Below are 23,513 nucleotides of genomic sequence, written 5' to 3' on the forward strand. Positions count from 1 at the left end.
ATATGCCCGCCGCATTGACGGGCATTGGCTCAGGCAAGGAGACGGCCGTGCGCCATCGCCACCGCGCGATCGCACATATGGTCGATCACATCCGCATCGTGACTGACCAGCACCAGCGTCAGATCGCCCGCCTGTTTCAGCTCGTTGAGCAAGTTGAGGATCTCCGCCTGCACCGACATGTCCAATGCCGAGGTCGGCTCATCCAGCAGCAGCAGCTTCGGCCGCAACAGCAAGGCGCGCACGATCGCCACGCGCTGCCGTTGGCCGCCCGACAGCTGATGCGGATAGCGATCCAGCAGGCGCGGATCCAATCCTACCTGGCGAAAGCCCGCGCTGATTTTGCGTTCGATGTCGCTTTCCTGCACCAGTTTGAGCGGTTCCGACAACGTGCGCAACAGCCGGTGCTTGGGGTGAAGCGAAGCATAAGGATCCTGAAACACCATCTGCACTTCACGCCGCAGTTCGCCGGTGAACGCCTGCCCCGGCTGCAGCCGCCGCCCGAGCAGTTCAAAACCGCCGCGCCAGCTGTCGTTCAGCCCGGCCAATACCCACAGCAGCGAGGACTTGCCGCAGCCGGAAGGCCCCACCAGGCCGAAGCACTCGCCCGGTTCGATACGCAGGTTAACGTCGTGCACCACGGTGCGCTGTTCATAGCCCTGACGATGGCTGACGCTGAGGTTCTCCAGTGCAATCACGCTCATTTCAATGCCTCCAGCAGCGCACGATCCAGCACCGGCAGCGGCTTGCCGCGCGTCTCGCGGCTCGGCCGACACGCCCACAGCGTGCGAGTATAAGGGTGCGTGGCCTGCGCCAGCTCTGCTGCCGGCAGCTGATCCAACAGCTCGCCTTTGTACATCACCAGTACCCGCTCGCAGTGGTGCGCCACCTGCTGCAGATCGTGGCTGATCAGGATCAGCCCCATATTACGTTGCGCCACCAGATTTTCTATCAGCTGCAGCACCTGATCGCGCATCTGGTGATCCAGCGCCGAGGTGGGTTCGTCGGCAATCAGCAGCTGCGGATCGTTGATCAGGGCGATGGCCAGCATCACCCGCTGCCCCATCCCGCCGGAGAGCTGATGCGGATAGCGGCGACACAGCGCCGCCGGATCGGGCAAGCCCACCGCCGCCAGCATCTCCAGCACTTTTTCACGCCGCTCGGCGCGGCTCAGCTTGGCATGCAACACCAGCGGCTCCTCCACCTGACGGCCGATCGGCTGATTGGGATTCAACGCATGCTTGGGATCTTGCATCACCATCGCCACCCGGTCGCCGCGCAGGCGGCTCCACTGGCGCTCGCTCAGGCGCGTCAAGTCTTCGTCGCCCAGCGTCAGGCGCTGCGCCCGCAGCTGCAACGGCGGCGGCAATAGCCCCATCAGCGCACGCGCGGTCAACGATTTGCCGGAGCCGGACTCACCGACCAGCGCCAGCCGCTCCCGCCCCATGCTGAACGAAATATTCTTCACCAGCGCCGCCGGCTGCGGCCCCGGCACGCCGATCGCCAAACGTTCAACGGTCAATAAGGTGTTATCAGTGCCCATGACGAGGATCCATTTTATCGCGCAGGCCATCGCCCAGCAGGTTAAAGGCCAGGCTGGCGAACAGGATCGCCCCGCCCGGTGCGGCGGCGACCCACCATTGATCGAAAATCACTTTACTGCCTTCGGCCACCATCGAGCCCCATTCGGCGGTCGGCGGCGCGACGCCCATGCCGAGGAACCCCAGACCGGCGGCGGACAGGATGATGCCGCCCAGGCTCAGCGCCGCGCGCACCACCGCGCTGGGCAGGCATAAAGGTAAAATGTGGCCGACCATCAGCCGCAGCCCGTTGATGCCCTGCATGCGCGCCGCCGCCAGATAATCGCTGCGGCGCAGCGCCAGCGTTTCGGCCCGCGCCTGGCGGGCAAAGGCCGGCCAGCTGGTCAGTGCCAGCGCCAGCGCGCCGTTCATCAGCCCCGGCCCCATCACCGCCACGAACGCCAGCGCGATCACCAGGCTCGGCAACGACAGGAAAATATCGGTCAGACGCATCAAGATGCGTTCTGCCCAGCCGCCGAGATAACCGGCGCAGATGCCCACCAGCAGACCGATAGGAATGGTCAGCACCAGAATCAGCGACACCAGAATCAGCGTCGGCCGCGCGCCGTAAATCACGCGGGAGAGCAAGTCGCGGCCGAAACCGTCGGTGCCCAACCAATGCGTGGAGGAAGGCGGCAGCAGCCGCAGCTCGATATGCTGCAAATTGGGATCGAAAGGCGCCAACCACGGGGCCAGCAGTGCGGTGACGATCAGGATCGCCACCAGCGCTGCGCCGAGCGTCAGCGTGGTCAGCCGCTGACCGGTGCGATAGCCGACGGCCGGCTCGCTTTGAGGTTCGTGTTCAGAGAGATATTGGCTCATCGGGTTCGCGGATCCACTAGATAGGTCAAGGCATCGGCCAGGGTATTCAACAGCACGAAACAGGTGCCGATCAGCAGCGTGGCGCCGAGGATCGCCGGGGTGTCGGCGGCAAACAGCGCCGAGGTCAGATAGCGCCCGACGCCGGGCCAGGCGAACACCGTTTCGGTCAATACCGCGCCCTCCAGCAGGCTGGCATAGGAGAGAGACAGTACGGTGATCAACGTCCCCAGCACGTTGGGAAACACGTGGCGCAGCAGAATGCGCAGGCGGCCGGCGCCTTTGGAGCGCGCCAGCGTCACGTATTCCTTGTTGCACTCTTCCAGCATCGCCGCGCGCAGCAGCCGGGTGATGCCCGCCATCGACAGCAGCGCCAGCGCCACGACCGGCAGCCACAGGTGGCTGATGGCGTTGTAGAACATCTCGCGATCGCCGGACAGCCAGCTGTCAATCAACACGAAACCCGTACGCGGCTCCATGCTGTACAAGTAAATGTCATCCAGGCGCCCCGGCCCCGCCGACCAGTGCAGCGTGGCGTAGAACAGCAGCAGCCCCAGCAGGCTCAACCAGAAAATCGGCACCGAATAACCCACCAGCGACAGCAACCGCGCCGCATTATCCAGCCAGCTCCCCGGTTTGAGCACCGCCAGAAACGCCAGCGTAATGCCGCCGAGAGCACCGAGAATAATGGCGCAGGTGGCCAGTTCCACCGTTGCCGGGAAGGTACGCAACAGATCGCTCAGCACCGGCTGGGCGGTAATGCGCGAAATGCCCAGATCGCCGTGCGCCAGGTGCACCAGATAGCGCCAAAATTGCACCGGCAGCGGCTGATCCAGCCCCAGGTCATGACGCACCTGCGCATAGGTGGCTTCGCTGGCGTGATCGCCCGCCACCTGCAGCGCCGGATCGATCGGCGCCAGGTGCGACAGCATAAAGGTGAACAGCAGCAGGCCGAGCAGCGTTAACGCCAGCGACAGCGCCCCGCCGAACAGCCGCCCGCCCCAGCGCCAATACCGCCGGGCTAGCCCGGCGGAGGCGGAGAGTTCAGCGGCCATTACTTGCTGACCTTGCTGTAGAACACCATGTCAGGGTTGATGCCCTGCACATAGCCCTTGAGGTTGTCACGCACCGCAATCAGGCTGCGCGCCTGCAGGCCGATGACAAACGGCGAGCTTTGCTGCACCTGTTTTTGCAGTTGCTGATAGTCGGCCACCCGTTTGGCGGTGTCGTTTTCCGCGGTGGCGGCCAGCGTCAACTTGCTCAGCGCCGGGATCTGCCAGTTGGCTCGCCAGGCCAGCGTCTTGCTACCGTCCTCCGGGTTGTAGGCAAAGGCGGCCGCGTTGGTGTTGGGGTCGAAGTAATCCGGCCCCCAGGAGGTCAGCGTCGCATCGTAGTTAAGCGCTTTCACCTTGGTGGAGACCTGCGAACTGATGCCCGGCACCAGTTCGACCTTCACGCCGCCCTGAGCAAAACTGGCCTGCAGCGCCTGAGCGATATCCAGGTACGGCGGCTGGTTGTTGACGTCCAGACGGAAACTGACGTTGCTCAGCCCCGCTTTGGCCAGTATTTCTTTGGCTTTCTGCGGATTGAAGCTGTATGGCTGCTCCTTGAGCGCCCCCAGATAACCGTCCGGCAGGAATGCCTGATGGCTCTGGAACTGCCCTTTCAGCAGATCGTCGGCGATGCCTTGGTAATCGAACAGCCAGCGCGCCGCCTCCCAAAACGCCGGGTTGCCGAGCGCCGGCGACGCCTTGGCGTTGAACTGCAGGAAATAAAGCGAGGCGTAAGGAATGGCCAACGGTTTGACGCCCGGCTTGCCCTTCAGGGCCGCCATCTGGTCCGCCCCCAGGTTGCGCGCGATGTCGGCATCGCCCTGCTCAATCAGCAAACGGCGCGCGGCCGGATCGGGCACGTTTTTGATCAGGATGGTTTTCAACGTCGGCGCCCCTTCCGGCGAGCCGGGGTTCGCGTCCAACACCACCACTTCGTGCGGCACATAGGTGCGGATTTTGTAAGGGCCGCTGCCGGCGGAGTGGCTGTTCAACCATTGGTGCCCCAGATCGTCGCCCTGCTGGTGCGCCAGCGCCTCTTTGGCGTCGACGATCGAGGATACCGGCGCCGACAGCAGACTGAGCACGAAGGCCGGGCTGACGTTTTCATCCCAGCTGATTTTTACCGTATGGTCATCCACCTTGGTCAGGTGTTGATCCACGTTCTTCGCGTTCCAGCCCAGCTGCGTCAGGATAAACGACGGTTCGAGATTGAGTTTCACCACCCGTGAAAGCGAAAAGATCACGTCCTCCGGCCGCAGCGGGTTGCCGCTGGCGAATTTGGCGTCCGGGCGCAGGCTGAAGGTCAGGCTGCGGTTATCGGCGCCGGCCTGCCAACGGCTGGCCAGGGTCGGTTTGAGATCGACGGGATTGTGCGGATCGGACTGGATCAGACGTTGATACAGGCTGTTGAACGACTGCACCGTGGTTAACTCAAATCCCTGAGCCGGGTCAAAGCTGACCACGTCATCGATAGACTGCGCGATCACCAACGTGTTGGCCGGCGTCGCCGCCTGTACGTCAACGCTGGCCGCCACGGCCAAAAACAGCAAAGAAGGAACGAGCGCTTTCATCTGAAACTCTCCAAGCGGATGGTATTTATAATAATTTCGCGAGTGTATGCGAGCGCGATCGGCAGCTGAAGGTACTTAAATCACTATAGATATTCTTTTTATGTATATAGATGGGGTTTTGATTATTAGAGCGAGGATTGCGCGGCCGATCGCACTCTCGCGGCACCTCGCAGCAATTGCCCATTGTCTTTGCGGCGCGATTCGCAGCGATGAAAGTCGAGGTTTGAGTCTGTTTCATCGGGTGATTAACGTGAGCTCGGTCACCCAAAGGACGGGCAAATGGAAAACCATCCATCAGAAAATGGCTTCTCACTCCGGCATGAGAGAGCGATAGAGCAAAAATTGGCAGATATGAACAGCGTGCTGCTTGAGTCGGATCTCTTTATGACTCGTCTGACGGTACAAGACCGGCGCTGGCAAAAAGGCAGAAAAAACGGCCATACGTTAAATTGGCGCTCTCTCTTTAAATATCATGCCCAAATGCCCATAAGTTTCGCTTTTGTCTACCGGCGAATAACCAGCCCGCTGAGCCGTGCAGGCTTTTGTCTGTGCCGTTATCTCCAGGCCGAGAACGTTATCGAACTTGTCGCGCTAGAGAATTTCTCCTTGCGCGAAACGCAACATCCACTGAAAGGCAATATGCTGCGCAACTGCTTGCAGGCTCTGTATCTGTATGGCCTGAACCTGCAAGAGCAGGGGCTGACGCCGGCGTCTCCGCCGGACATGCTGATCAGCCACGCCATTAATCACCGCGTGTTGGCGCTGTATACCCGTCAGGCCGCCTTTGAAGTGATACCCGATACCATGACATGTAAAACCAGCTTCAACGCACTGAAAAAGTACATACAATCGCTGGAAAAATACGGTGCCAAATGTGATAAGGTGCGTACAAATAACGCGCAAAAAGGAAGCAAAAATGAAAAATAAGGATCTGACCGACCCGACGCTCTCCATTCAAGAGCAAAAACGCATCGCCATAGAGATTCTACGTCAGTACCATCGCTGGGAGATGGCCAACCCTCGCCCCCCCGAAGAACTCCCGGAATGGGAAGCCATCGGCCCGTTCAGAAAAAGTAAACGTCATCTGATCGAACGTACCGACGACTGATCCCGCATTAGCCCGCAAGCAATCCGGTCCGGCAGGGCAATGACGCGCTGTTAAATCTGGTAATCAATCACCGCGTCCAGCTGCGACGAGAAGACCTTGTCTTTTATTTCGGTCAGCGACAGCGTCGGGTTGCACAGTTGGATAAAGCGCCAGGCATAGTTGCGCTGCAGCTGGCTGCGTTTCAGGCCCAGCCATACCGTATTAGGCTCAAACAAATGCTCGGCGTTGAGACTGACCAACCCGCGATCGCGCTCTTTTTCATACGACATGTCCGCCAGCACGCCCACGCCTAACCCCAGCTCGACGTAGGTTTTAATCACGTCGGAGTCCTGCGCGCTGAGCGCGATGTCCGGGGTCAGGCCCGCCGCTTTGAACGCCGCATCCAGCTTCGCGCGCCCGGTAATGCCCTGGCGGTAAGTGATCAGCGGCAAGGTGCTGAGCATCTCCAGCGTCACCTGCGGCTGACGCGTCAACTCATGCCCTTCCGGCACCAGGATGGTGTGATGCCAGCGGTAGTAAGGGAACGCCGCCAGCGATTCGTCACTCATCAGCCGTTCGCTGGCGATGCCAATATCGGCTTCTCCGGCGGCCAACATCGAGACGATCTCCTCAGGGCTGCCCTGATTGAGCACCACCCGCACCCGCGGATAAAGCGCGCGAAACTCTTTGATCACCCCCGGCAGACTGTAACGCGCCTGAGTGTGCGTCGTTGCGATATGCAGCTGCCCCGAGTCGTTGCTGCTGAAAACGTCCGCCAGGCGACGGATGTTGTTGGCGTCGTTGAGAATGCGCTCCGCCACCACCAACAGCTCTTTGCCGGGTTCGGTCATGCCCAGCAGCCGTTTGCCGCGGCGAATGAATATTTCAATGCCCAGCTCTTCTTCCAGCTCGCGAATATGCCGACTGACGCCGGACTGCGAGGTAAATAACGTATTGGCGACCTCAGTCAGGTTGTAGTTGCAGCGCGCCGATTCACGAATAATTTTTAATTGTTGAAAGTTCATCCCCGTCTCCCTGTTTCTTCCAGTAGCGTTAGCCATATTGATACGGAGTCCGACGAGTCTGAACAAATAAGAAATAACCTTTACTTATGCAATTTAATACTAAGTCGATCATTCTGCTTCGCAGGTGGGGTGGGAAACTGACAAAAAACAGCTAATGACTTTAAAAATAACGGGATAGATAACCACAATAAAAGCATGCCTTAAATCACTGTGGAAATTAAGTTATTAAATATAGGCATTAGATATAAAAAAGGGCTCAGCATGCTGAGCCCCTCACCGTTCGTATTCCCGCAGCAGCCTCAGGCGGTGGCCTCGCTGCCGATGCCGCCGGTGCGGTTCTGCTGCAGCCACTGCTGTACACAGCGCACCAGATCGCCGATGCAATCATCCTGCATGCCGTGGTGCTTCAACTCGTTATCCAGCGCAAACAGATATTGCGCGTTGGTGCCCAGCGGGCCGCTGGCGCTGGCGATCAATGGCGCGATCACCTGGTAGCTGGTGTCTTCTTCAAACAGCGGATGCTGCGGGTTCATCACGAACACCAACGCAGTAACCTTCTCGCCGCCATCCAACTGCAGCTCGCACCAGGTGGGCACGTAGCAATCGGTCACCATTTCACGCTTCCAAAGCAGCTCCAACTCTTCACGCAACTTGCTTTCCGGCAAACGAAACGCCAGGCCCGTGGTGTGGCCGCCGGCTTTTAACGCCAGCATGCGCCCCGGCTGATGCAGCGTGCCGCGCCCGGCGGTCAAGCGCATGCAGAACGCCCGGTGCCAGCCCTGTAGCGTGGCCGGCCGCACTTCTTCCGATTCGAAAACTGGATTCCACATCAGCGAACCGTAACCGAATATCCATACGGGGCTGTGATCCGGCCGGCGCGATAAGGTGCAATCCAACGAGGCTGCACGCTGTTCAGGCGTCAGCAACAACGACTCCTCAATAGCGCCGAATGCAGTTTTGCAATCCGCTTTTTGCAGAAAATCTCGCGTTAACACTGATATTACCTCCCGGGAATACGATTTCTCGCCTTCCCTCGCCACTGCTGAACCTTTGATGTTTTATTTTCGGCTGCGGATTTTTATTAATTCAATCACCGCGCCTTATAAGAATGACCTTATTCTTTTCCTGACGTGCAATCAAGTTACAAAGCGGCGTTAAAGTGAAAAAGTATTTGTACTGAGCAGCAATAATATTAATTGCCGGGCTCCACATAATGTCTGCGCGATTTTACTGCGTGATAATTCGTTACTTTTTATGCCAGCGTTCGTCGTCGCCCTTGCGATAGCTTTGCTTGACCGCCGCCCAGGCCACCTTATGCGCCGTCTCTTCCCGGCTGTCGTCACCGCGCCGCTCATCGGGATCCCGGTATTGTTGCCAGGCGCTGTTGAACGCTTCTTTATAGATCGCCTGCGCATGTTCCGGCAGCACATGCTTAACGTTGTCCGGCAAGTCGTTCGTGCTGTGGTAGGGCATATGGCCTCCCCTTTCAGGATGAGTGAACCTTAAGGCTAGCCCACATGCGGTTTCGTCTCAATTAGCAAACAATTCTCATTATCAAACGACATGTTATACTCACCGCCAAACGAACTATAAGGAGAACCCCGTGACTACCGAAGCCCCTCGCTCACGCGCCCCCTACCTGATCGCCGTCAGCCGCGTACAGGACATTACGCCGCACCTGCGCCGCATTACCTTTACCGCTCCCGATCTGCGTTACTACCCGGCCAATGCCGCCGCTGCACACATCAAAGTCTTTTTGCCGCTCGCCGGCCAGACGCAGCCGGACCTGCCGACGCTGACCGAAAACGGCCCGCGTTGGGCTGCGGACGCCGTGCGCCCGATCGTGCGCACCTATTCCATCCGCGCCGTGCGCCCGGAACTGGCGGAAGTGGACATTGAGTTCGCCATTCATGATCATCAGGGCCCGGCGGTGGACTTTGCACGCCAGGCGAAAGCCGGCGATAAAATCGGCATCAGCAACCCGGGCGGCCCCAAGCCGATGCTGCCGGCCGCCGACTTCTACTGCCTGGCGGGCGATCCTTCCTCACTGCCTGCGCTGGCCGCACTGCTGGAAAACCTGCCGCCACACAGTGCCGGACGCGCTTTCGTCCGCGTCGACACCAACGCTGACGTCATTGACCTGAAGAAACCCGCCGACGTTGAGGTCAATTGGGTCGTCGGCGGCACGGAGAAGACCGACGAGTTGGTCGCTCGGTTCCGCGCGCAGTCCCTGCCGCAGGGTGAAAGCCACTTCTGGCTCGCCGGTGAAGATCGCCTGGTGGTAGAGCTGCGCCGCTACCTGCGTCGCGAACGTCAATGCGATCGTAATCGTCTTTATGCCGTGCCTTACTGGCGTGAGGGGCTAAATGAAGAGGGTTACCACAATAAACGGCATGAAATCATGGACAACATTGACGACTGACAGTCTCATTTTCCTTGATTAACCACGAGCTAAACAAGTAAACACGACTTTTCTCAAATCTAACGCTAAAAATTGGCGTTATTGCGTAAAAGTAAGTAAATAAAACCGCACCCCGTGCGGTTTTTTTGCTACCCTGATCACATAAGCAAGCAATTGCTTTCTCAGATAAAACAACATCACACCGGCGCCGCGGGTGTATCCTAATATAAAATACCTACTGGAAACGCAACGTTGCCGTATTACGGCGACCGGCGCTGACGGGCTACGCTGTTTGAGAAGGAGTGCCACCCTCATGAAGTCGCAACACGATCCTGGCCGATCCACCAAATCTCGCCACACCGAATACTCGCTGATCTTCCCTATCGCCGCGCTGGTGGTGTTAAATCTATGGGGCAGCACCGATAACTTTCCGCTGATCGTCGGCATCAATATTCTCGCGCTGGTGGGGATCCTCAGCAGCGCCTTCAGCGTGGTGCGCCACGCCGACGTGCTGGCTCACCGATTGGGCGAACCCTACGGCTCGCTGATCCTCAGTTTGTCCGTCGTGATCCTCGAAGTCAGCCTGATTTCCGCGCTGATGGCCACCGGAGACGCCGCGCCGGCGCTGATGCGCGACACGCTGTACTCCATCATCATGATCGTTTCCGCCGGCCTGGTCGGCTTTGCGCTGCTGCTCGGCGGGCGCAAGTTCGCCACCCAGTACGTCAACCTGGGCGGCATCAAACAGTACCTGATGGCGATTTTCCCGTTGGCGGTGATCGTGCTGGTGTTCCCGAGCGCGCTGCCGGGCGGCAACTTCAGCACCGGGCAAGCGCTGTTGGTGGCGTTGATCTCCGCCGCCATGTATGGCGTGTTCCTGGTGATCCAGACCAAAACCCACCAGAGCCTGTTCGTGTACGAGCATGAAGACGACGATGGCGACCCGCATCACGGCAAGCCCTCTTCCCATAGCAGTGCCTGGCATGCCGCCTGGCTCGTCGTGCACCTGATCGCGGTTATCGCCGTCACCAAGTTCAATGCCAATCCGCTGGAAGGCCTGCTGACCAAGATGAATGCGCCGGCGCAGTTCACCGGCTTCCTGGTGGCGCTGTTGATCCTGTCGCCTGAAGGGCTGGGCGCGTTGCGCGCCGTGTTGAACAATCAGGTGCAACGTGCCATGAACCTGTTCTTCGGTTCGGTGCTGGCGACCATCTCCCTGACGGTACCGGCGGTCACCATCATCGCCACCCTGACCGGGCAGACGCTGATCTTCGGCCTGCAAACGCCGCATATCGTGGTGATGCTGACGGTGTTGCTGCTGTGCCAGCTGTCGTTCTCGACCGGCCGCACTAACGTGCTGAACGGCACCGCCCACCTGGCGCTGTTCGCCGCCTACATGATGACTATCTTCGCCTGATCAAAAAGGGGCGCACACCGTGCGCCCCTGTCTTCGTTATACCGAGAAGAATATCGCCGCGGCGATCCCCCCGAACAAAATCCACTTGATGATGTAATAACCGGTGCGGTTCCAGGCCTTCAGGCGTTTCCCCACCCGGCGTATCGCATAGATGTATTTGAACATCTTGTTGACGCCGCCGGTGCGATCGCCCTCTTCGTTCGGCGCGGTGGCGGCGCTCATCAGATTGCGCCCCAGCCAGTGGTTCACCGCCTGCGCCCAACGGTAGCGCATCGGCCGTTCGATGTCGCAGAACAGGATCAGACGATTTTGCCCGCTCTGATTTTCCGCGTAGTGCAGGTAGGTTTCATCGAACATCACGCCTTCACCGTCGCGCCAGCTGTAGCGCTCGCCGTCCACCTCAATAAAGCAGCGGTCATCGTTGGGGGTAATCAGCCCCAGGTGATAACGCAGCGAACCGGCATAAGGGTCGCGGTGGCGCGGCAAGCGGCTGCCGTCCGGCAGTTCAGCAAACATCGCCGCCTTGACTGAAGGCAGGCTGCGCAGCAGTTCCGTGGTCTGCGGGCACAGGGTCATGGCGGAAGGATGGCTGTCCTCATACCATTTCAGATAAAAGCGTTTCCAGCCAGTCTTGAAGAACGAGTTGAACCCGGCGTCGTTGAATTGATCGGACGCTTTGATCTGCTGGATCTCCATCAGCTTCTGTCCTTCGTCGCGGATGGTTTCCCAATTCTCCCGCAGTACCGCCAGCTCAGGGAACTGCTCCGGCTTCAGGTACGGCGTAGTCGGCACACGAGAAAACAGATACATGAAGACGTTCAGCGGTGCGGTAAAGGTGGAATGGTCAGACAGCTGCCGCCAAACGTTGTAGCGCACCCGTCCGCGGTAATGCACATAGACGACGCATAAAATAAGCAAAATCAGAATGATGTATTTCATGTTTGAATCGCAGCAAGGAACCCACACTCAATGCGCCGCGCGGCGCACACCCCAGAAAATGTCCTTTTGGCGGCGCAGGCAAACTGCGCGCCAATCTGGAACCCATTAATCATTAACGCTAACTCAACGAAAATCTATACAGAAAACCACAATAATTTACACAAAGGTTAAACGAGAGGGGAAATTGCGGAGATAAAAAAGGCCGCCGAAGCGGCCTTTCCATTAGCGGATAGGTTAACTGTAAGCGTTGAGCGTGCGCTGGCACAAAGCGGAGCGCACGCAGTCCTGTTTTTCAAAGCGGATAACGCCGATCATCTCGTCCTCTTCGAAGCGCTCCAGGGCATCGCTGAGACCGGATTTCACGCCGCGCGGCAGGTCGCACTGGGTCACGTCGCCGTTAACGATAACCGTCACGTTTTCCCCCAGGCGGGTCAGGAACATTTTCATCTGGCTGGCGGTCACGTTCTGGGCTTCATCCAGGATAACGACCGCATTTTCAAAGGTGCGTCCGCGCATATAAGCGAACGGCGCAATCTCCACCTTGCCGATTTCCGGGCGCAGGCAATACTGCATAAAGGAAGATCCTAAACGACGTACCAGAATGTCATACACCGGGCGGAAATAAGGGGCGAACTTCTCGGAGATATCCCCCGGCAAGAAACCGAGGTCTTCATCCGCCTGCAAAACAGGACGGGTAACGATAATCCGATCCACCTCTTTATGGATCAGCGCCTCCGCCGCCTTGGCGGCGCTGATGAATGTTTTGCCACAGCCGGCTTCGCCGGTGGCGAAGATCAGCTGCTTATTCTCTATGGCTGATAAGTAATGACCCTGAGCTTCGGTTCTAGCCTCGATGGGTGAGCTATCGCGCTTGTCTCGCGCCATGCCGATAGACTCGACTCCCCCCATTTGCACCAGCGAGGTCACAGACTCTTCTTCCAGCTGGCGATGACTACGAGCGTCACGACGAATAACGCGTTTCGCTTCACGACGTGCTTTGATCACTGCTTTCTGTCTACCCATAGTGGCACCTTACAGTTTGTTTCACCTACCGCAACGGCCAGGCCGTGCGATTATGTTTCACACACGTATTAGGTTTTGGCCTCCTCCGAGCCAATAAGAGCCAAGGGACAATGTGAATTGACGGCAACGCTTAAGCGCCGTTGCTTCACGGGACAACGCGGACTGCATCAATAAACGTGGAGTAAAAAGTGGTGAGATTCGGTAGCGATAAGAGTGCGGAGTTGCCGGTAAAAGAGAGTCGGAGAGAGAACCCTCGTTACAACGAGAAATCAGGGGAGATGTGTTATTTTTTCTTTCCAGCCCAACCAAGGACTTTACCATTAGCGATCCCCGCAGTGATATTTACAGCTTCAAGCTGTGCACCGTGTGAAAACTACCGCCAGATGATTACAGTATAATGACATTCAATCCTGTCGCGTTACTAAAATGTAAAAAAATTTTATATGTTTGTTTTTTAGTTATCGCTAAAACACTATATCACGCGCGACACGTCATTCCATAAAAATTTTTAACATATAAATTTCAACGAATTACAATTAAAAACCGCGAATGACACTTTGGTTTCTTGATTAAATTTTGCACAGCCCAAAAACGCGGGCGGTGTGTGCTTTTTAATCCATAGGCAAAGTGTCGAATTGACTTTCGACGCTCAATCTTCCGTACGGCAGGAAAAACAAAGTAAAACGAGGCGGAAGATCCCGCCTCGTCATTGCGCGCTCAGGCCTTGAGCAGGCCGCTGGCCAAATAATCGCCGCGTTCTTTCACGCCCGGCAGCACGAAGAAATACCCGCCGCCAATCGGCTTGATGTATTCCTCCAGCGCTTCGCCGTTCAGCCTTTTTTGCACCGTCAGGAAACCTTTCTCCAGGTCGGCCTGATAGCAGACGAACAGCAGCCCCATTTCCAGCTGGCCGGCATTGGATACCCCCAGTGAATAGCTGTAGCCGCGTCGCAGCATCAGATTGCTTTGGCTTTCCGGCGTGCGTGGGTTAGCCAAGCGAATGTGCGCGTCCATCGGGATCACCTTGCCGTCGGGATCGTTCGCGTAATTCGGCTCGTCATGTTCATGCTTCATGCCCAGCGGCGCGCCGCTGTGCTTCTCGCGGCCGAAAATGGTTTCCTGCTCCTGCAGCGGCGTGCGATCCCAAAACTCGACGCGGAAACGAATAATACGCGCCGCCTGATAGCTGCCGCCCGCCGTCCACGCCGGTTCACCGACGCTGTCGCCGACCCACACCACTTTATCCATCAGCGGCTTGTCGTCGGTTTTCGGGTTAGCGGTGCCGTCTTTGAACCCCAACAGGTTGATCGGCGTCTCTTTGCCTTTGCTGCGCGCCGCGTGCGCGGAGATGAACCCTTCCCGCTTCCAGCGCACGCTGAGCAGATCCGGCGAATGCTTAATGATGTCGCGCAGCGCGTGGAGAGCGGTTTCGTTGGTGTTGGCGCAGATCTGCAGCAGCAGGTCGCCGTGGCAAAGCGCGGCGTCCAGTGCATCGTTGGGGAAGCGCGTCATCTTCTGCAACCGCAGCGGTTTGTGCGCCTGCAGACCAAAACGTTCATCGAACAGCGATGCGCCGACCGAGACGGTGATGGTCAGGTTGTCCGGGTAAATCTCCGGGCCCATGATGCCGGAATCGAGCGGCGGCAGCTTGGCGTCCACCTCCGGCGCCTTGCCGCCGTGGGTCAGGAAGGCGATGCGATCGGTCAGCAGCCGGAACAGACGCTCCAGATCCGCTTTGCTGGTCGCCAGCACATCGAACGCCACCAACATCATGGCCGCCTGTTGCGGCGTCAGCACGCCGGCCTGATGGCGGCCATAAAACGGCTGTTTCTGCCAGCGCTCATCCTGCGGCGTCGCCAACGGCTCCGCCGCGTTACCCGCCGCCTGCGCCAGGCGGCTGCCGCCCAACGCCAGCGCGCCCAGCCCCAACCCTTGCAGCAAACGGCGCCGCGAAGGCGACGCCGCTCCCTGAGAGTGCGGATGCGGCCCGTTATTCGGGCCTGCCTTGTTGCTCATAACCGTATGCCTCAGTCCAGACCCAATACGCCGCGCAGTTGGGAAAGATCTTCCGCCAACGTGGTGATCGGCCCTTTCAACGCATTGCGATCGGCATCGGTCAGCTTCTCATAGGACTCATAGCCGTCTTTGGTTTGGTACTTCGCCAAGATGGTGTCCACGGTTTTGAAGTTGGCGTCGATCTTGTCCAGCAGCGGCTTATTGGCCTTGACCAGCAAAGGACGCAGCAGGTTGACTATCTTCTGCGCGCCGTCGACGTTGGCCTGGAAATCCCACAAATCGGTGCGGCTGTAGCGGTCTTCTTCACCGCTGATCTTGCTGGCCGCCACCTCTTCGATCAGCCCGGCTGCGCCTCCCACCACTTTGCTCGGCGGGAAGGTCAGTTCACTCACGCGCTTTTGCAGCTCTACGGTGTCGTGATACAGACGATCGGCATATTTACCCATGTCTTTGGTTGAGTTGTCGGCAAACAGCGCCTTCTCGAGGCGGTGGAAACCGGTGAAGTTCGGATCCGCCGATTTCTTCTCGTAGTCGTCCTCACGGGCGTCGATGCTGCCATCCAGATCGGAGAACAGCTCGGCGATCGGCTCGATGCGCTCATAGTGCTGGCGGGTCGGCGCGTACAGCTTGCGCGCTTGTTCCACGTTACCGGCCTTCACCGCGTCGGTGAACAGCTTGGTCTGTTTCACCAACCCATCAACTTCTTTGGTGACGTAAACCTTGTATTCGGCAATCGGGCCGACCAGGTCCAGCGCGTTCGGCTTGCCGTCGGTGGTGCCGTTGGCCGCTGCGGTGACAGTCAGTTTGCCTTTCGGGTTGCTGAGCAGCCCGCAGGTCATGTCATATTCGCCCGCTTCCAGCGTGGCGGTCATTTTCTGGGTAAAGCCCGGCGCGATGTTCTCACGCTCTTCCACCACCATCACCCCTTTCAGGATTTCCCATTCGACGTTTTTCTGGCTGGTGTTGTGCACCACAAACTGCGTTTTGCCGGCCGGCACCGTCAGCTGCATCGGTTCGCACTGCTTGTCGTTGACCGTGACCTTGACCTGCGGCACCTCCGCCGCCAAGGCGTCGATGCTCAGCGCAAACGCCGGGATAGCCAGTAATGCTGCGTGCAACGCCTTGCGGCGAAATAACGGAGTAGACATACGAGATTCCCTATTAAACATTAATGATTGATTTTACGTTGCGCCGGGGCCGCTGCCGGCTCCGTGCGCTGCGGCAGAAAGAAGAAAATCAGCGCCGGGATCAAATACAGGAAGTAGACCGCCACTTCGCTGACCGTCGGCGCTTCCTGATAACCGAGGATGCCTTCCAGCAGGGTGCCGAACAGCGAATGGGTCGACAGGGTGCTGCTGAAATCGAAGGCGATGTCCTGAAAGTGGTTCCACAGACCGGCTTCGTGGAAGGCGCGGATCGCACCGGCGGCCAGCCCGGCGGCGACGAACAGAATGAACAGGCTGGTCCATTTGAAGAATTTGGCCAGATGCAGCTTCACCCCGCCCCAGTAAATCATCATGCCCAGCACAATGGCGGCGACCAGGCCGAGCACCGCACCGATCGGCGCGGCGGCGCCCACGTCTTGCTGAAACGCCGCCAGCAGGAAGAACACCGACTCCAACCCTTCGCGCGCCACGGCGAAGAACACCATCGCCACCAGCGCCCACCCCTGCCCTTTACCGGCGCTGAGCGCCTGATCGATCGCCCCTTCCAGATGTACCTTGACCGACCTGGAGACTTTGCGCATCCAGAACACCATATAGGTGAGGATCAGCACCGCCACCACCGCCACGATGCCTTCGAACAGCTCCTGCTGTTTCTGCGGGAACTCGCCGGTGGTCTCATTGATGAAGATGCCGAGCGCCAGACACAGCGCCGCCGCGACAATCACGCCGATCCACACCGCGCCCAACCATTGGCTGCGCTGCGTGCGCTTCAGGTAGCTGGCGATCAGGCTGACGATCAGCGCGGCCTCCAGCCCCTCACGGAACATGATAAGAAAGGGAACGAACATAACTAATCACCCCTGAAAAGACCGCGGCGGCAGAGAAAACCGGCTCGCAATGAGCCGCGGCGAGTATGTAAAGAAACGTAAAATACAACGAGAGTGATTATCATTCTGCCAAAAAGAAATACAAGAGGCGCAAGCGTGATTTTTTCTAATCAAATGTCGCCAGGTGTTACAGCTTAATGACAGTGGCGAACAGGCAAAAAGAAGGGGCGCTCTGAGCGCCCCTTGCTGACTGACAGTGAACGGCGTTATACCGTTTTGTACTCGGCTTCCGCCTGATCGAAACGTTCGGTCATGGTGGAAGACGGCTGGCGGCCCATCAGGCTCACCACCACGATGGCCAGACAGCCCAGGATGAAGCCCGGGATGATTTCGTACAGGCCCAGCCATTCGTACTGTTTCCAGACGATCACCGTCACCGCGCCGACCAACATGCCGGCCAGCGCGCCGTTGCGGGTCATGCGCGACCACATCACCGAGATCAGCACTACCGGGCCGAAGGCGGCGCCGAAACCGGCCCAGGCGTAGCTCACCAGGCCCAGCACGCGGTTCTCCGGGTTGGCCGCCAGCGCGATGGCGACCAACGCCACCACCAGCACCATGACGCGGCCGACCCACACCAGTTCACGCTGGCTGGCGCCTTTGCGCAGGAATGCTTTGTACAGGTCTTCGGTGATTGCGCTGGAACAGACCAGCAGTTGGCAACTCAGGGTACTCATAACCGCCGCCAAAATCGCCGACAGCAGCACGCCCGCCACCCATGGGTTGAACAGCAGCATCGCCAGTTCGATGAACACGCGCTCGCCGTTTTGCGATACGTTGCCGGCCTGATCCGGGTTGTTGGCAAAGTAAGCGATACCGAAGAAACCGACGGCGATAGTGCCGGCCAGGCACAGGATCATCCAGGTCATGCTGATGCGGCGCGCGCTGCGGATGGTGCGGTGAGAATCCGCCGCCATGAAACGCGCCAGGATGTGCGGCTGGCCGAAGTAGCCCAGGCCCCAACCCAGCAGCGACAGGATGGCGACGAAGTTCAGCCCCTTCAGCATGTCGAGGTTGGCCGGGTTCTGCGCCTGGATCACCAGCATCGAGGTATCGATGCCGCCGACGGCGAAGATCACGATCACCGGGGTCAGGATCAGCGCGAAAATCATCAGGCTGGCCTGCACGGTGTCGGTCCAGCTGACCGCCAGGAAACCGCCGATGAAGGTATACAGGATGGTCGCCGCGGCGCCGGCCCACAGGGCGGTTTCGTAGCTCATGCCGAAAGTGCTTTCGAACAGACGCGCGCCGGCCACGATGCCGGAGGCGCAGTAAATGGTGAAGAACACCAGGATGACGATGGCCGAGATCACCCGCAGCAGCTTGCTGTTGTCTTCAAAACGGCTGGTGAAATAATCCGGCAACGTCAGGGCATTGTTGTTGGCTTCGGTATGCACGCGCAGCCTTCCTGCCACCAGCTTCCAGTTCAGGTAAGCGCCGATGGTCAGGCCGATGGCGATCCAGCTTTCGGAGATGCCGGAGAGGAAGATGGCGCCCGGCAGGCCCATCAGCAGCCAGCCGCTCATGTCGGAAGCGCCGGCAGACAGCGCGGTCACCACGCTGCCCAGACTGCGGCCGCCGAGAATATAGTCATCAAAGTTATTGGTTGCCCGGTAGGCAAGCAGGCCGATCAGCACCATCCCGAAAATGTATACCAGGAAGGTCACCAGCATAGGTGTGCTCATTGTCATTTAATTCTCCACTTTCATTATTATTCGCGTTTCGCTCCGGCCAAGCCGGCGCCGGTAAACCCACGCGCAATGCATTTCACTGGCCGCCGCGCCGGAACGTGGCGCAGCCTGCGAGCAAGTGCAGGTAAAATAGTTTCTGCCCGTAATTGTTGACCGTCGGTTATCCTAGATGAGCCTTTCATCAACCAACAAGATATTTAACAACAAAGTTACACAAAGTTTACCCTGCGTCACATTTACCGGGCTCAAAGGTTGCACTCACGACAAGCAAAATGAGTTGCACCCTGCTATTACCCTTATATACCGCAAGGTAAAGCGCCTGCGGCATCATTAACCCCGCCGCGTTCGCTCAATAACGCAACATTCGTGCCAACTGCCCGTGTTAAAAAATCGATGAAACTCACACTTCGCTCATCCGCCTGATTTAACAAGGTTGCACAAAGTTGCAACATGCAGGATATTGTCTGCATTCTTGACACCACACATCTCACGAACCTATCCCAACAGGCTTTCCGGCCTGCTGTTTGTCTAGCCTGATGGGATAGGTTCTAAACACAGGAGTTGGACAGGCATGGGCACTACCACAATGGGCGTGAAACTCGATGAGGCAACACGCGACCGGATCAAGAGCGCCGCGCAGCGCATCGATCGCACGCCGCACTGGCTCATCAAGCAGGCCATCTTTAATTACCTCGAGCGTCTCGAGAGCGGTACCGATATTCCTGAAATTCCAGCGCTGGCCGCAGCGGGCCAGCCTGAAGCGGACGACATTATGCCGCAAGCGCAGGAAGAGTCACACCAGCCATTCCTCGATTTCGCCGAACAAATTCTGCCGCAGTCGGTGACCCGCGCCGCCATCACCGCCGCGTATCGCCGCCCGGAGACCGAAGCGGTGCCGATGTTGCTCGAACAGGCGCGATTACCCGCCGATCTTGCACAGGCCACTCATAAAATGGCCTACGGCATCGCCGAGAAGTTGCGTAACCAAAAAAGTGCAAACGGCCGCGCCGGCATGGTGCAAGGCCTGCTGCAAGAGTTCTCCCTCTCCTCGCAGGAAGGCGTGGCGCTGATGTGCCTGGCGGAAGCGCTGCTGCGCATTCCGGACAAACCGACCCGCGATGCCCTGATCCGCGACAAGATCAGCAACGGCAACTGGCACTCGCACCTGGGGCGCAGCCCGTCGCTGTTCGTCAACGCCGCCACCTGGGGCCTGCTGTTCACCGGCAAGCTGGTGTCGACCCATAACGAAGCCAATCTGTCCCGCTCGCTGAACCGCATTATCAGCAAGAGCGGCGAGCCGCTGATCCGCAAAGGCGTGGACATGGCGATGCGCCTGATGGGCGAACAGTTCGTGACCGGCGAAACCATCGCCGAAGCGCTGGCCAACGCGCGCAAGCTGGAAGAAAAAGGCTTCCGCTACTCCTACGACATGCTGGGGGAAGCCGCCCTGACCGAAGCCGACGCCCAGGCCTACCTGGTTTCCTATCAGCAGGCTATCCACGCCATCGGCAAAGCCTCCAACGGCCGCGGCATCTATGAAGGCCCCGGCATCTCCATCAAGCTGTCCGCCCTGCACCCGCGCTACAGCCGCGCGCAGTACGAACGCGTGATGGAAGAGCTTTACCCGCGCCTGCTGTCGCTGACCCTGCAGGCACGCCAGTACGATATCGGCATCAATATCGACGCCGAAGAGGCCGACCGTCTGGAGATCTCGCTCGATCTGCTCGAGAAGCTGTGCTTCGAACCGCAGTTGGCCGGCTGGAACGGTATCGGCTTCGTGATTCAGGCCTACCAGAAACGTTGTCCGTTCGCCATCGACGCAGTGATCGACATGGCGCAACGCAGCCGCCGTCGCCTGATGATACGTCTGGTGAAAGGCGCCTACTGGGACAGCGAAATCAAACGCGCCCAGATGGACGGCCTGGAAGGCTACCCGGTATACACCCGCAAGGTGTACACCGACGTTTCCTATCTGGCCTGCGCCCGCAAGCTGCTGTCGGTGCCGAACCTGATCTATCCGCAGTTCGCGACCCACAACGCCCATACGCTGAGCGCCATTTATCACCTGGCCGGCAACAACTACTACCCTGGTCAGTATGAGTTCCAGTGCCTGCACGGCATGGGTGAACCGCTGTACGAACAGGTGGTGGGCAAAGTGGCCGACGGCAAACTGAACCGCCCTTGCCGCATCTACGCGCCGGTCGGCACCCATGAAACGCTGCTGGCTTACCTGGTGCGCCGCCTGTTGGAAAACGGCGCCAATACCTCGTTCGTCAACCGCATCGCCGACGCCACCCTGCCACTCGACGAGCTGGTGGCCGATCCGGTCAGCGCCGTGGAAGCGCTGGCGGCCAGCGAAGGTCAAATTGGCCTGCCGCATCCGCGCATCCCGCTGCCGCGCGAGCTGTACGGCGAGAAGCGCACCAACTCCAGCGGTCTGGATCTGTCCAACGAACAGCGTCTGGCTTCGCTGTCCAGCGCCCTGCTCACCAGCGCCAGCCATCCATGGCGCGCGGAACCGATCATCGACGCCGAGTTGGATCAGGGCGTCGAACAGCCGGTGATTAACCCGGCCGAGCCGGGCGATGTGGTCGGCTACGTGCGTGAAGCCACCGAAGGCGAAGTCAGCCGCGCGCTCGACGCCGCCGCGGCCGCCGGCCCAATCTGGTTCGCGACACCGCCGACGGAGCGCGCCGCGATCCTCGAACGCGCCGCCGAGCTGATGGAAAGCCAGCTGCAAAGCCTGCTGGGCATTCTGGTGCGCGAAGCGGGTAAAACCTTCAACAACGCCATCGCCGAAGTGCGTGAAGCGGTCGATTTTCTGCACTACTACGCCGGCCAGGTACGCGACGATTTCGCCAACGACAGCCACCGCCCGCTGGGCCCGGTGGTCTGCATCAGCCCGTGGAACTTCCCGCTGGCGATCTTCACCGGCCAAATCGCCGCCGCGCTGGCGGCGGGCAACAGCGTGCTGGCCAAACCGGCCGAGCAAACGCCGCTGGTGGCCGCGCAGGCGGTGCGTATCCTGCTGGAAGCCGGCATTCCGCAAGGCGTGCTGCAGCTGCTGCCGGGCCAGGGTGAAACCGTCGGCTCAACGCTGGTTAACGACGCCCGCGTCCGCGGCGTGATGTTTACCGGCTCCACCGACGTCGCCGGCATTCTGCAGCGCAGCATCGCCGGTCGTCTGGATCCGCAAGGCCGTCCGACGCCGCTGATCGCCGAAACCGGCGGCCTGAACGCCATGATCGTCGACTCCTCCGCCCTGACCGAACAGGTGGTGACCGACGTGGTGGCTTCCGCCTTCGACAGCGCCGGGCAGCGTTGCTCCGCGCTGCGTATCCTGTGCATTCAGGAAGACGTGGCCGAGCACACGCTGCAAATGCTGCGCGGCGCGATGGCCGAATGCCGCATGGGCAACCCGGAACGCCTGTCCACCGACGTGGGCCCGGTGATCGACGCCGAAGCCAAAACCGGCATCGAACGCCACATCCAGGCGATGCGCGCCAAAGGCCGCAAGGTATACCAGGCCGCCAAAGGCAGCGCGCAGGATGAGAAAGAGTGGGCGCGCGGCACCTTCATCAAGCCGACGCTGATCGAGCTCGACAGCTTCGACGAGCTGCAGAAAGAGATCTTCGGCCCGGTGCTGCACGTGGTGCGCTTCCAGCGCAACAATCTGGACGCGCTGGTCGATCAGATCAACGCCGCCGGTTATGGCCTGACGCTGGGCATTCACACCCGTATCGATGAAACCATCGCCCGGGTGACCGAACGCGCCAAGGTCGGCAACCTGTACGTTAACCGCAACATGGTCGGCGCAGTGGTCGGCGTACAGCCGTTCGGCGGCGAAGGCCTGTCGGGCACCGGCCCGAAAGCCGGCGGCCCGCTGTACCTGTACCGTCTGCTGGCCAACCGTCCGGACGACGCGCTGCAACGTACGCTGCACCGCCAGGACGAAGAGCGCCCGATGGAAGCTACCGCGCGGCCGCAGCTGCTGGGCGCGCTGCAATCGCTGGAGAAGTGGGCGGTCACCAGCCAACAAGGCGAACTGGCGGCATTGGCGCAACGTTATGCGGAACTGGGCCAGGGCGGCACCGTACGTCCGCTGCCGGGCCCGACCGGCGAGCGCAACACCTATGCCCTGCTGCCGCGTGAACGCGTGCTGTGCCTGGCGGATAACGAAACCGACGCGCTGATCCAGCTGGCCGCCGTGCTGGCGGTTGGCAGCTGCGCGCTGTGGCCGGAAGCGGAACTGCAACGCAATCTGTTCCGCCGCTTGCCGAACGATGTGCAGGCGCGCATCGCCTTCAGCAAAGACTGGCAGCAGGACAAGGTCGAGTTCGACGCCGCCATCTACCACGGCGATGCCGACCAGCTGCGCACCCTGTGCGAGCAGATCGCCCAGCGCGGCGGCGCCATCGTCTCGGTGCAGGGCTTCGCCCACGGTGAAACCAACATCCTGTTGGAACGCCTGCTGATCGAACGTTCCCTGAGCGTCAACACCGCCGCCGCCGGCGGTAACGCCAGCCTGATGACCATCGGTTAACGCATCCTCAAGGCTGCACGCGTTGCAGCCTGATGGGCTTACCGCTAGGCAAACCCTGCACTCGTGCAGGGTTTTTTATTGTCCGCAGGCCGATCGGCCGTTAGCGTCTTGTTATCCTTACAGGGTGGGGCGTCGCTCATGGACGATGGATTACTCTGCTTGAAAGCCGCGTCAGAGCGCTACGAAACGCATTGGCTTTCGGGTTCGGTAATATCTGGGATACAGCAGCCGCAGCGGATTTCTCGCCGCCGCCGCGCGAAACGAATGGTTGAAAGCGGAGTGAATGCGGTCGGGGGAAA

The 23,513-nt window shown here is 59.5% G+C and carries 19 protein-coding genes; 5 read left to right on the forward strand and 14 right to left on the reverse strand.

Annotated elements, in window-relative coordinates; all coding sequences use genetic code 11:
- Positions 1-29: 29 nt before the first annotated feature.
- Genes ACSBQS_RS10580 through ACSBQS_RS10600 form a run of 5 tightly spaced genes read right to left on the reverse strand, consistent with a single transcriptional unit; the run spans position 30 to position 5,019 of the window.
- On the reverse strand, positions 30-701 hold the full coding sequence (locus ACSBQS_RS10580; RefSeq protein WP_434990450.1) for an ABC transporter ATP-binding protein: 672 nt from the start codon (positions 699-701) through the stop codon (positions 30-32).
- Entirely contained in the window at positions 698-1,540 is an 843-nt protein-coding gene (locus ACSBQS_RS10585; RefSeq protein ID WP_042784795.1) for an ABC transporter ATP-binding protein, read from the reverse strand. Before ACSBQS_RS10585 ends, ACSBQS_RS10580 begins: the two co-directional genes overlap by 4 nt.
- On the reverse strand, positions 1,530-2,399 hold the full coding sequence (locus tag ACSBQS_RS10590) for an ABC transporter permease (RefSeq protein WP_147880018.1): 870 nt from the start codon (positions 2,397-2,399) through the stop codon (positions 1,530-1,532). The genes ACSBQS_RS10585 and ACSBQS_RS10590 overlap by 11 nt, the downstream gene beginning before the upstream one ends.
- The gene (locus tag ACSBQS_RS10595; protein WP_342163360.1) at positions 2,396-3,451 is read right to left on the reverse strand and encodes an ABC transporter permease; all 1,056 of its coding nucleotides are present in this window, start codon (positions 3,449-3,451) and stop codon (positions 2,396-2,398) included. The genes ACSBQS_RS10590 and ACSBQS_RS10595 overlap by 4 nt, the downstream gene beginning before the upstream one ends.
- Positions 3,451-5,019 (reverse strand): ABC transporter substrate-binding protein, encoded by a 1,569-nt coding sequence (locus ACSBQS_RS10600; RefSeq protein WP_033643454.1) that lies wholly within the window; start codon positions 5,017-5,019, stop codon positions 3,451-3,453. Before ACSBQS_RS10600 ends, ACSBQS_RS10595 begins: the two co-directional genes overlap by 1 nt.
- 279 nt (positions 5,020-5,298) lie before the next feature.
- On the opposite strand from ACSBQS_RS10600, the gene ACSBQS_RS10605 reads away from it, so the two are divergent.
- Positions 5,299-5,946, forward strand: coding sequence for a hypothetical protein (locus ACSBQS_RS10605; protein ID WP_434990451.1), 648 nt, complete (start codon positions 5,299-5,301; stop codon positions 5,944-5,946).
- Positions 5,936-6,127: a hypothetical protein gene (locus tag ACSBQS_RS10610; RefSeq protein ID WP_033643456.1), complete on the forward strand. Its 192-nt coding sequence runs from the start codon at positions 5,936-5,938 to the stop codon at positions 6,125-6,127. The genes ACSBQS_RS10605 and ACSBQS_RS10610 overlap by 11 nt, the downstream gene beginning before the upstream one ends.
- A gap of 50 nt (positions 6,128-6,177) precedes the next feature.
- Here ACSBQS_RS10610 and cbl read toward each other — a convergent pair whose 3' ends face one another.
- From cbl to chaB, 3 genes are all read right to left on the reverse strand, one after another.
- Positions 6,178-7,131 carry an HTH-type transcriptional regulator Cbl gene (gene cbl, locus ACSBQS_RS10615; protein ID WP_033634950.1) on the reverse strand — a complete coding sequence of 318 codons (954 nt, stop codon included), beginning with the start codon at positions 7,129-7,131 and terminating at the stop codon, positions 6,178-6,180.
- 299 nt (positions 7,132-7,430) lie between these two features.
- Entirely contained in the window at positions 7,431-8,126 is a 696-nt protein-coding gene (locus tag ACSBQS_RS10620) for a gamma-glutamylcyclotransferase (RefSeq protein WP_033643457.1), read from the reverse strand.
- Positions 8,127-8,376: 250 nt separating this feature from the next.
- Positions 8,377-8,604, reverse strand: a complete 228-nt coding sequence (chaB, locus tag ACSBQS_RS10625) for a putative cation transport regulator ChaB (RefSeq protein ID WP_033643458.1) — start codon at positions 8,602-8,604, stop codon at positions 8,377-8,379.
- 130 nt (positions 8,605-8,734) lie between these two features.
- On the opposite strand from chaB, the gene ACSBQS_RS10630 reads away from it, so the two are divergent.
- Together ACSBQS_RS10630 and chaA are read left to right on the forward strand one after the other, a co-directional pair.
- Complete coding sequence (locus tag ACSBQS_RS10630; protein WP_089191929.1) at positions 8,735-9,553, forward strand: siderophore-interacting protein; 819 nt, start codon at positions 8,735-8,737, stop codon at positions 9,551-9,553.
- Positions 9,554-9,845: 292 nt separating this feature from the next.
- Positions 9,846-10,949, forward strand: coding sequence for a sodium-potassium/proton antiporter ChaA (gene chaA, locus ACSBQS_RS10635; protein WP_197666106.1), 1,104 nt, complete (start codon positions 9,846-9,848; stop codon positions 10,947-10,949).
- Between the two features lie 36 nt (positions 10,950-10,985).
- On the opposite strand, the gene lpxO is transcribed toward chaA, so the two are convergent.
- From lpxO to putP, 6 genes are all read right to left on the reverse strand, one after another.
- Positions 10,986-11,888, reverse strand: a complete 903-nt coding sequence (gene lpxO, locus ACSBQS_RS10640; protein WP_025303230.1) for a lipid A hydroxylase LpxO — start codon at positions 11,886-11,888, stop codon at positions 10,986-10,988.
- 234 nt (positions 11,889-12,122) lie between these two features.
- On the reverse strand, positions 12,123-12,911 hold the full coding sequence (gene phoH / locus ACSBQS_RS10645) for a phosphate starvation-inducible protein PhoH (protein WP_015378226.1): 789 nt from the start codon (positions 12,909-12,911) through the stop codon (positions 12,123-12,125).
- A 717-nt stretch (positions 12,912-13,628) separates the two neighbouring features.
- Positions 13,629-14,927, reverse strand: coding sequence for an iron uptake transporter deferrochelatase/peroxidase subunit (gene efeB / locus ACSBQS_RS10650; protein WP_042784800.1), 1,299 nt, complete (start codon positions 14,925-14,927; stop codon positions 13,629-13,631).
- An 11-nt stretch (positions 14,928-14,938) separates the two neighbouring features.
- On the reverse strand, positions 14,939-16,075 hold the full coding sequence (gene efeO / locus ACSBQS_RS10655) for an iron uptake system protein EfeO (protein ID WP_172756071.1): 1,137 nt from the start codon (positions 16,073-16,075) through the stop codon (positions 14,939-14,941).
- Positions 16,076-16,095: 20 nt separating this feature from the next.
- Positions 16,096-16,941 (reverse strand): iron uptake transporter permease EfeU, encoded by an 846-nt coding sequence (gene efeU, locus ACSBQS_RS10660; protein WP_240289870.1) that lies wholly within the window; start codon positions 16,939-16,941, stop codon positions 16,096-16,098.
- A 245-nt stretch (positions 16,942-17,186) separates the two neighbouring features.
- On the reverse strand, positions 17,187-18,671 hold the full coding sequence (gene putP / locus ACSBQS_RS10665) for a sodium/proline symporter PutP (RefSeq protein WP_033643494.1): 1,485 nt from the start codon (positions 18,669-18,671) through the stop codon (positions 17,187-17,189).
- A gap of 571 nt (positions 18,672-19,242) precedes the next feature.
- On the opposite strand from putP, the gene putA reads away from it, so the two are divergent.
- A complete protein-coding gene (gene putA, locus ACSBQS_RS10670; RefSeq protein ID WP_046896608.1) occupies positions 19,243-23,214 on the forward strand; it encodes a trifunctional transcriptional regulator/proline dehydrogenase/L-glutamate gamma-semialdehyde dehydrogenase in 3,972 nt (1,323 codons plus the stop codon).
- Positions 23,215-23,513: the final 299 nt, after the last annotated feature.

The organism is Serratia sp. H402Y, assembly GCF_051172415.1.
Lineage (GTDB): Bacteria > Pseudomonadota > Gammaproteobacteria > Enterobacterales > Enterobacteriaceae > Serratia > Serratia ureilytica.

What these genes read in the sequence shown, in the direction of transcription:
- ACSBQS_RS10580 (WP_434990450.1), bottom strand. Translation starts at nt 701, where the DNA reads ATGAGCGTGATTGCACTGGAGAACCTCAGCGTCAGCCATCGTCAGGGC.
- ACSBQS_RS10585 (WP_042784795.1), bottom strand. Translation starts at nt 1,540, where the DNA reads ATGGGCACTGATAACACCTTATTGACCGTTGAACGTTTGGCGATCGGC.
- ACSBQS_RS10590 (WP_147880018.1), bottom strand. Translation starts at nt 2,399, where the DNA reads ATGAGCCAATATCTCTCTGAACACGAACCTCAAAGCGAGCCGGCCGTC.
- ACSBQS_RS10595 (WP_342163360.1), bottom strand. Translation starts at nt 3,451, where the DNA reads ATGGCCGCTGAACTCTCCGCCTCCGCCGGGCTAGCCCGGCGGTATTGG.
- ACSBQS_RS10600 (WP_033643454.1), bottom strand. Translation starts at nt 5,019, where the DNA reads ATGAAAGCGCTCGTTCCTTCTTTGCTGTTTTTGGCCGTGGCGGCCAGC.
- ACSBQS_RS10605 (WP_434990451.1), top strand. Translation starts at nt 5,299, where the DNA reads ATGGAAAACCATCCATCAGAAAATGGCTTCTCACTCCGGCATGAGAGA.
- ACSBQS_RS10610 (WP_033643456.1), top strand. Translation starts at nt 5,936, where the DNA reads ATGAAAAATAAGGATCTGACCGACCCGACGCTCTCCATTCAAGAGCAA.
- cbl (WP_033634950.1), bottom strand. Translation starts at nt 7,131, where the DNA reads ATGAACTTTCAACAATTAAAAATTATTCGTGAATCGGCGCGCTGCAAC.
- chaB (WP_033643458.1), bottom strand. Translation starts at nt 8,604, where the DNA reads ATGCCCTACCACAGCACGAACGACTTGCCGGACAACGTTAAGCATGTG.
- chaA (WP_197666106.1), top strand. Translation starts at nt 9,846, where the DNA reads ATGAAGTCGCAACACGATCCTGGCCGATCCACCAAATCTCGCCACACC.
- lpxO (WP_025303230.1), bottom strand. Translation starts at nt 11,888, where the DNA reads ATGAAATACATCATTCTGATTTTGCTTATTTTATGCGTCGTCTATGTG.
- phoH (WP_015378226.1), bottom strand. Translation starts at nt 12,911, where the DNA reads ATGGGTAGACAGAAAGCAGTGATCAAAGCACGTCGTGAAGCGAAACGC.
- efeB (WP_042784800.1), bottom strand. Translation starts at nt 14,927, where the DNA reads ATGAGCAACAAGGCAGGCCCGAATAACGGGCCGCATCCGCACTCTCAG.
- efeO (WP_172756071.1), bottom strand. Translation starts at nt 16,075, where the DNA reads ATGTCTACTCCGTTATTTCGCCGCAAGGCGTTGCACGCAGCATTACTG.
- efeU (WP_240289870.1), bottom strand. Translation starts at nt 16,941, where the DNA reads ATGTTCGTTCCCTTTCTTATCATGTTCCGTGAGGGGCTGGAGGCCGCG.
- putP (WP_033643494.1), bottom strand. Translation starts at nt 18,671, where the DNA reads ATGACAATGAGCACACCTATGCTGGTGACCTTCCTGGTATACATTTTC.
- putA (WP_046896608.1), top strand. Translation starts at nt 19,243, where the DNA reads ATGGGCACTACCACAATGGGCGTGAAACTCGATGAGGCAACACGCGAC.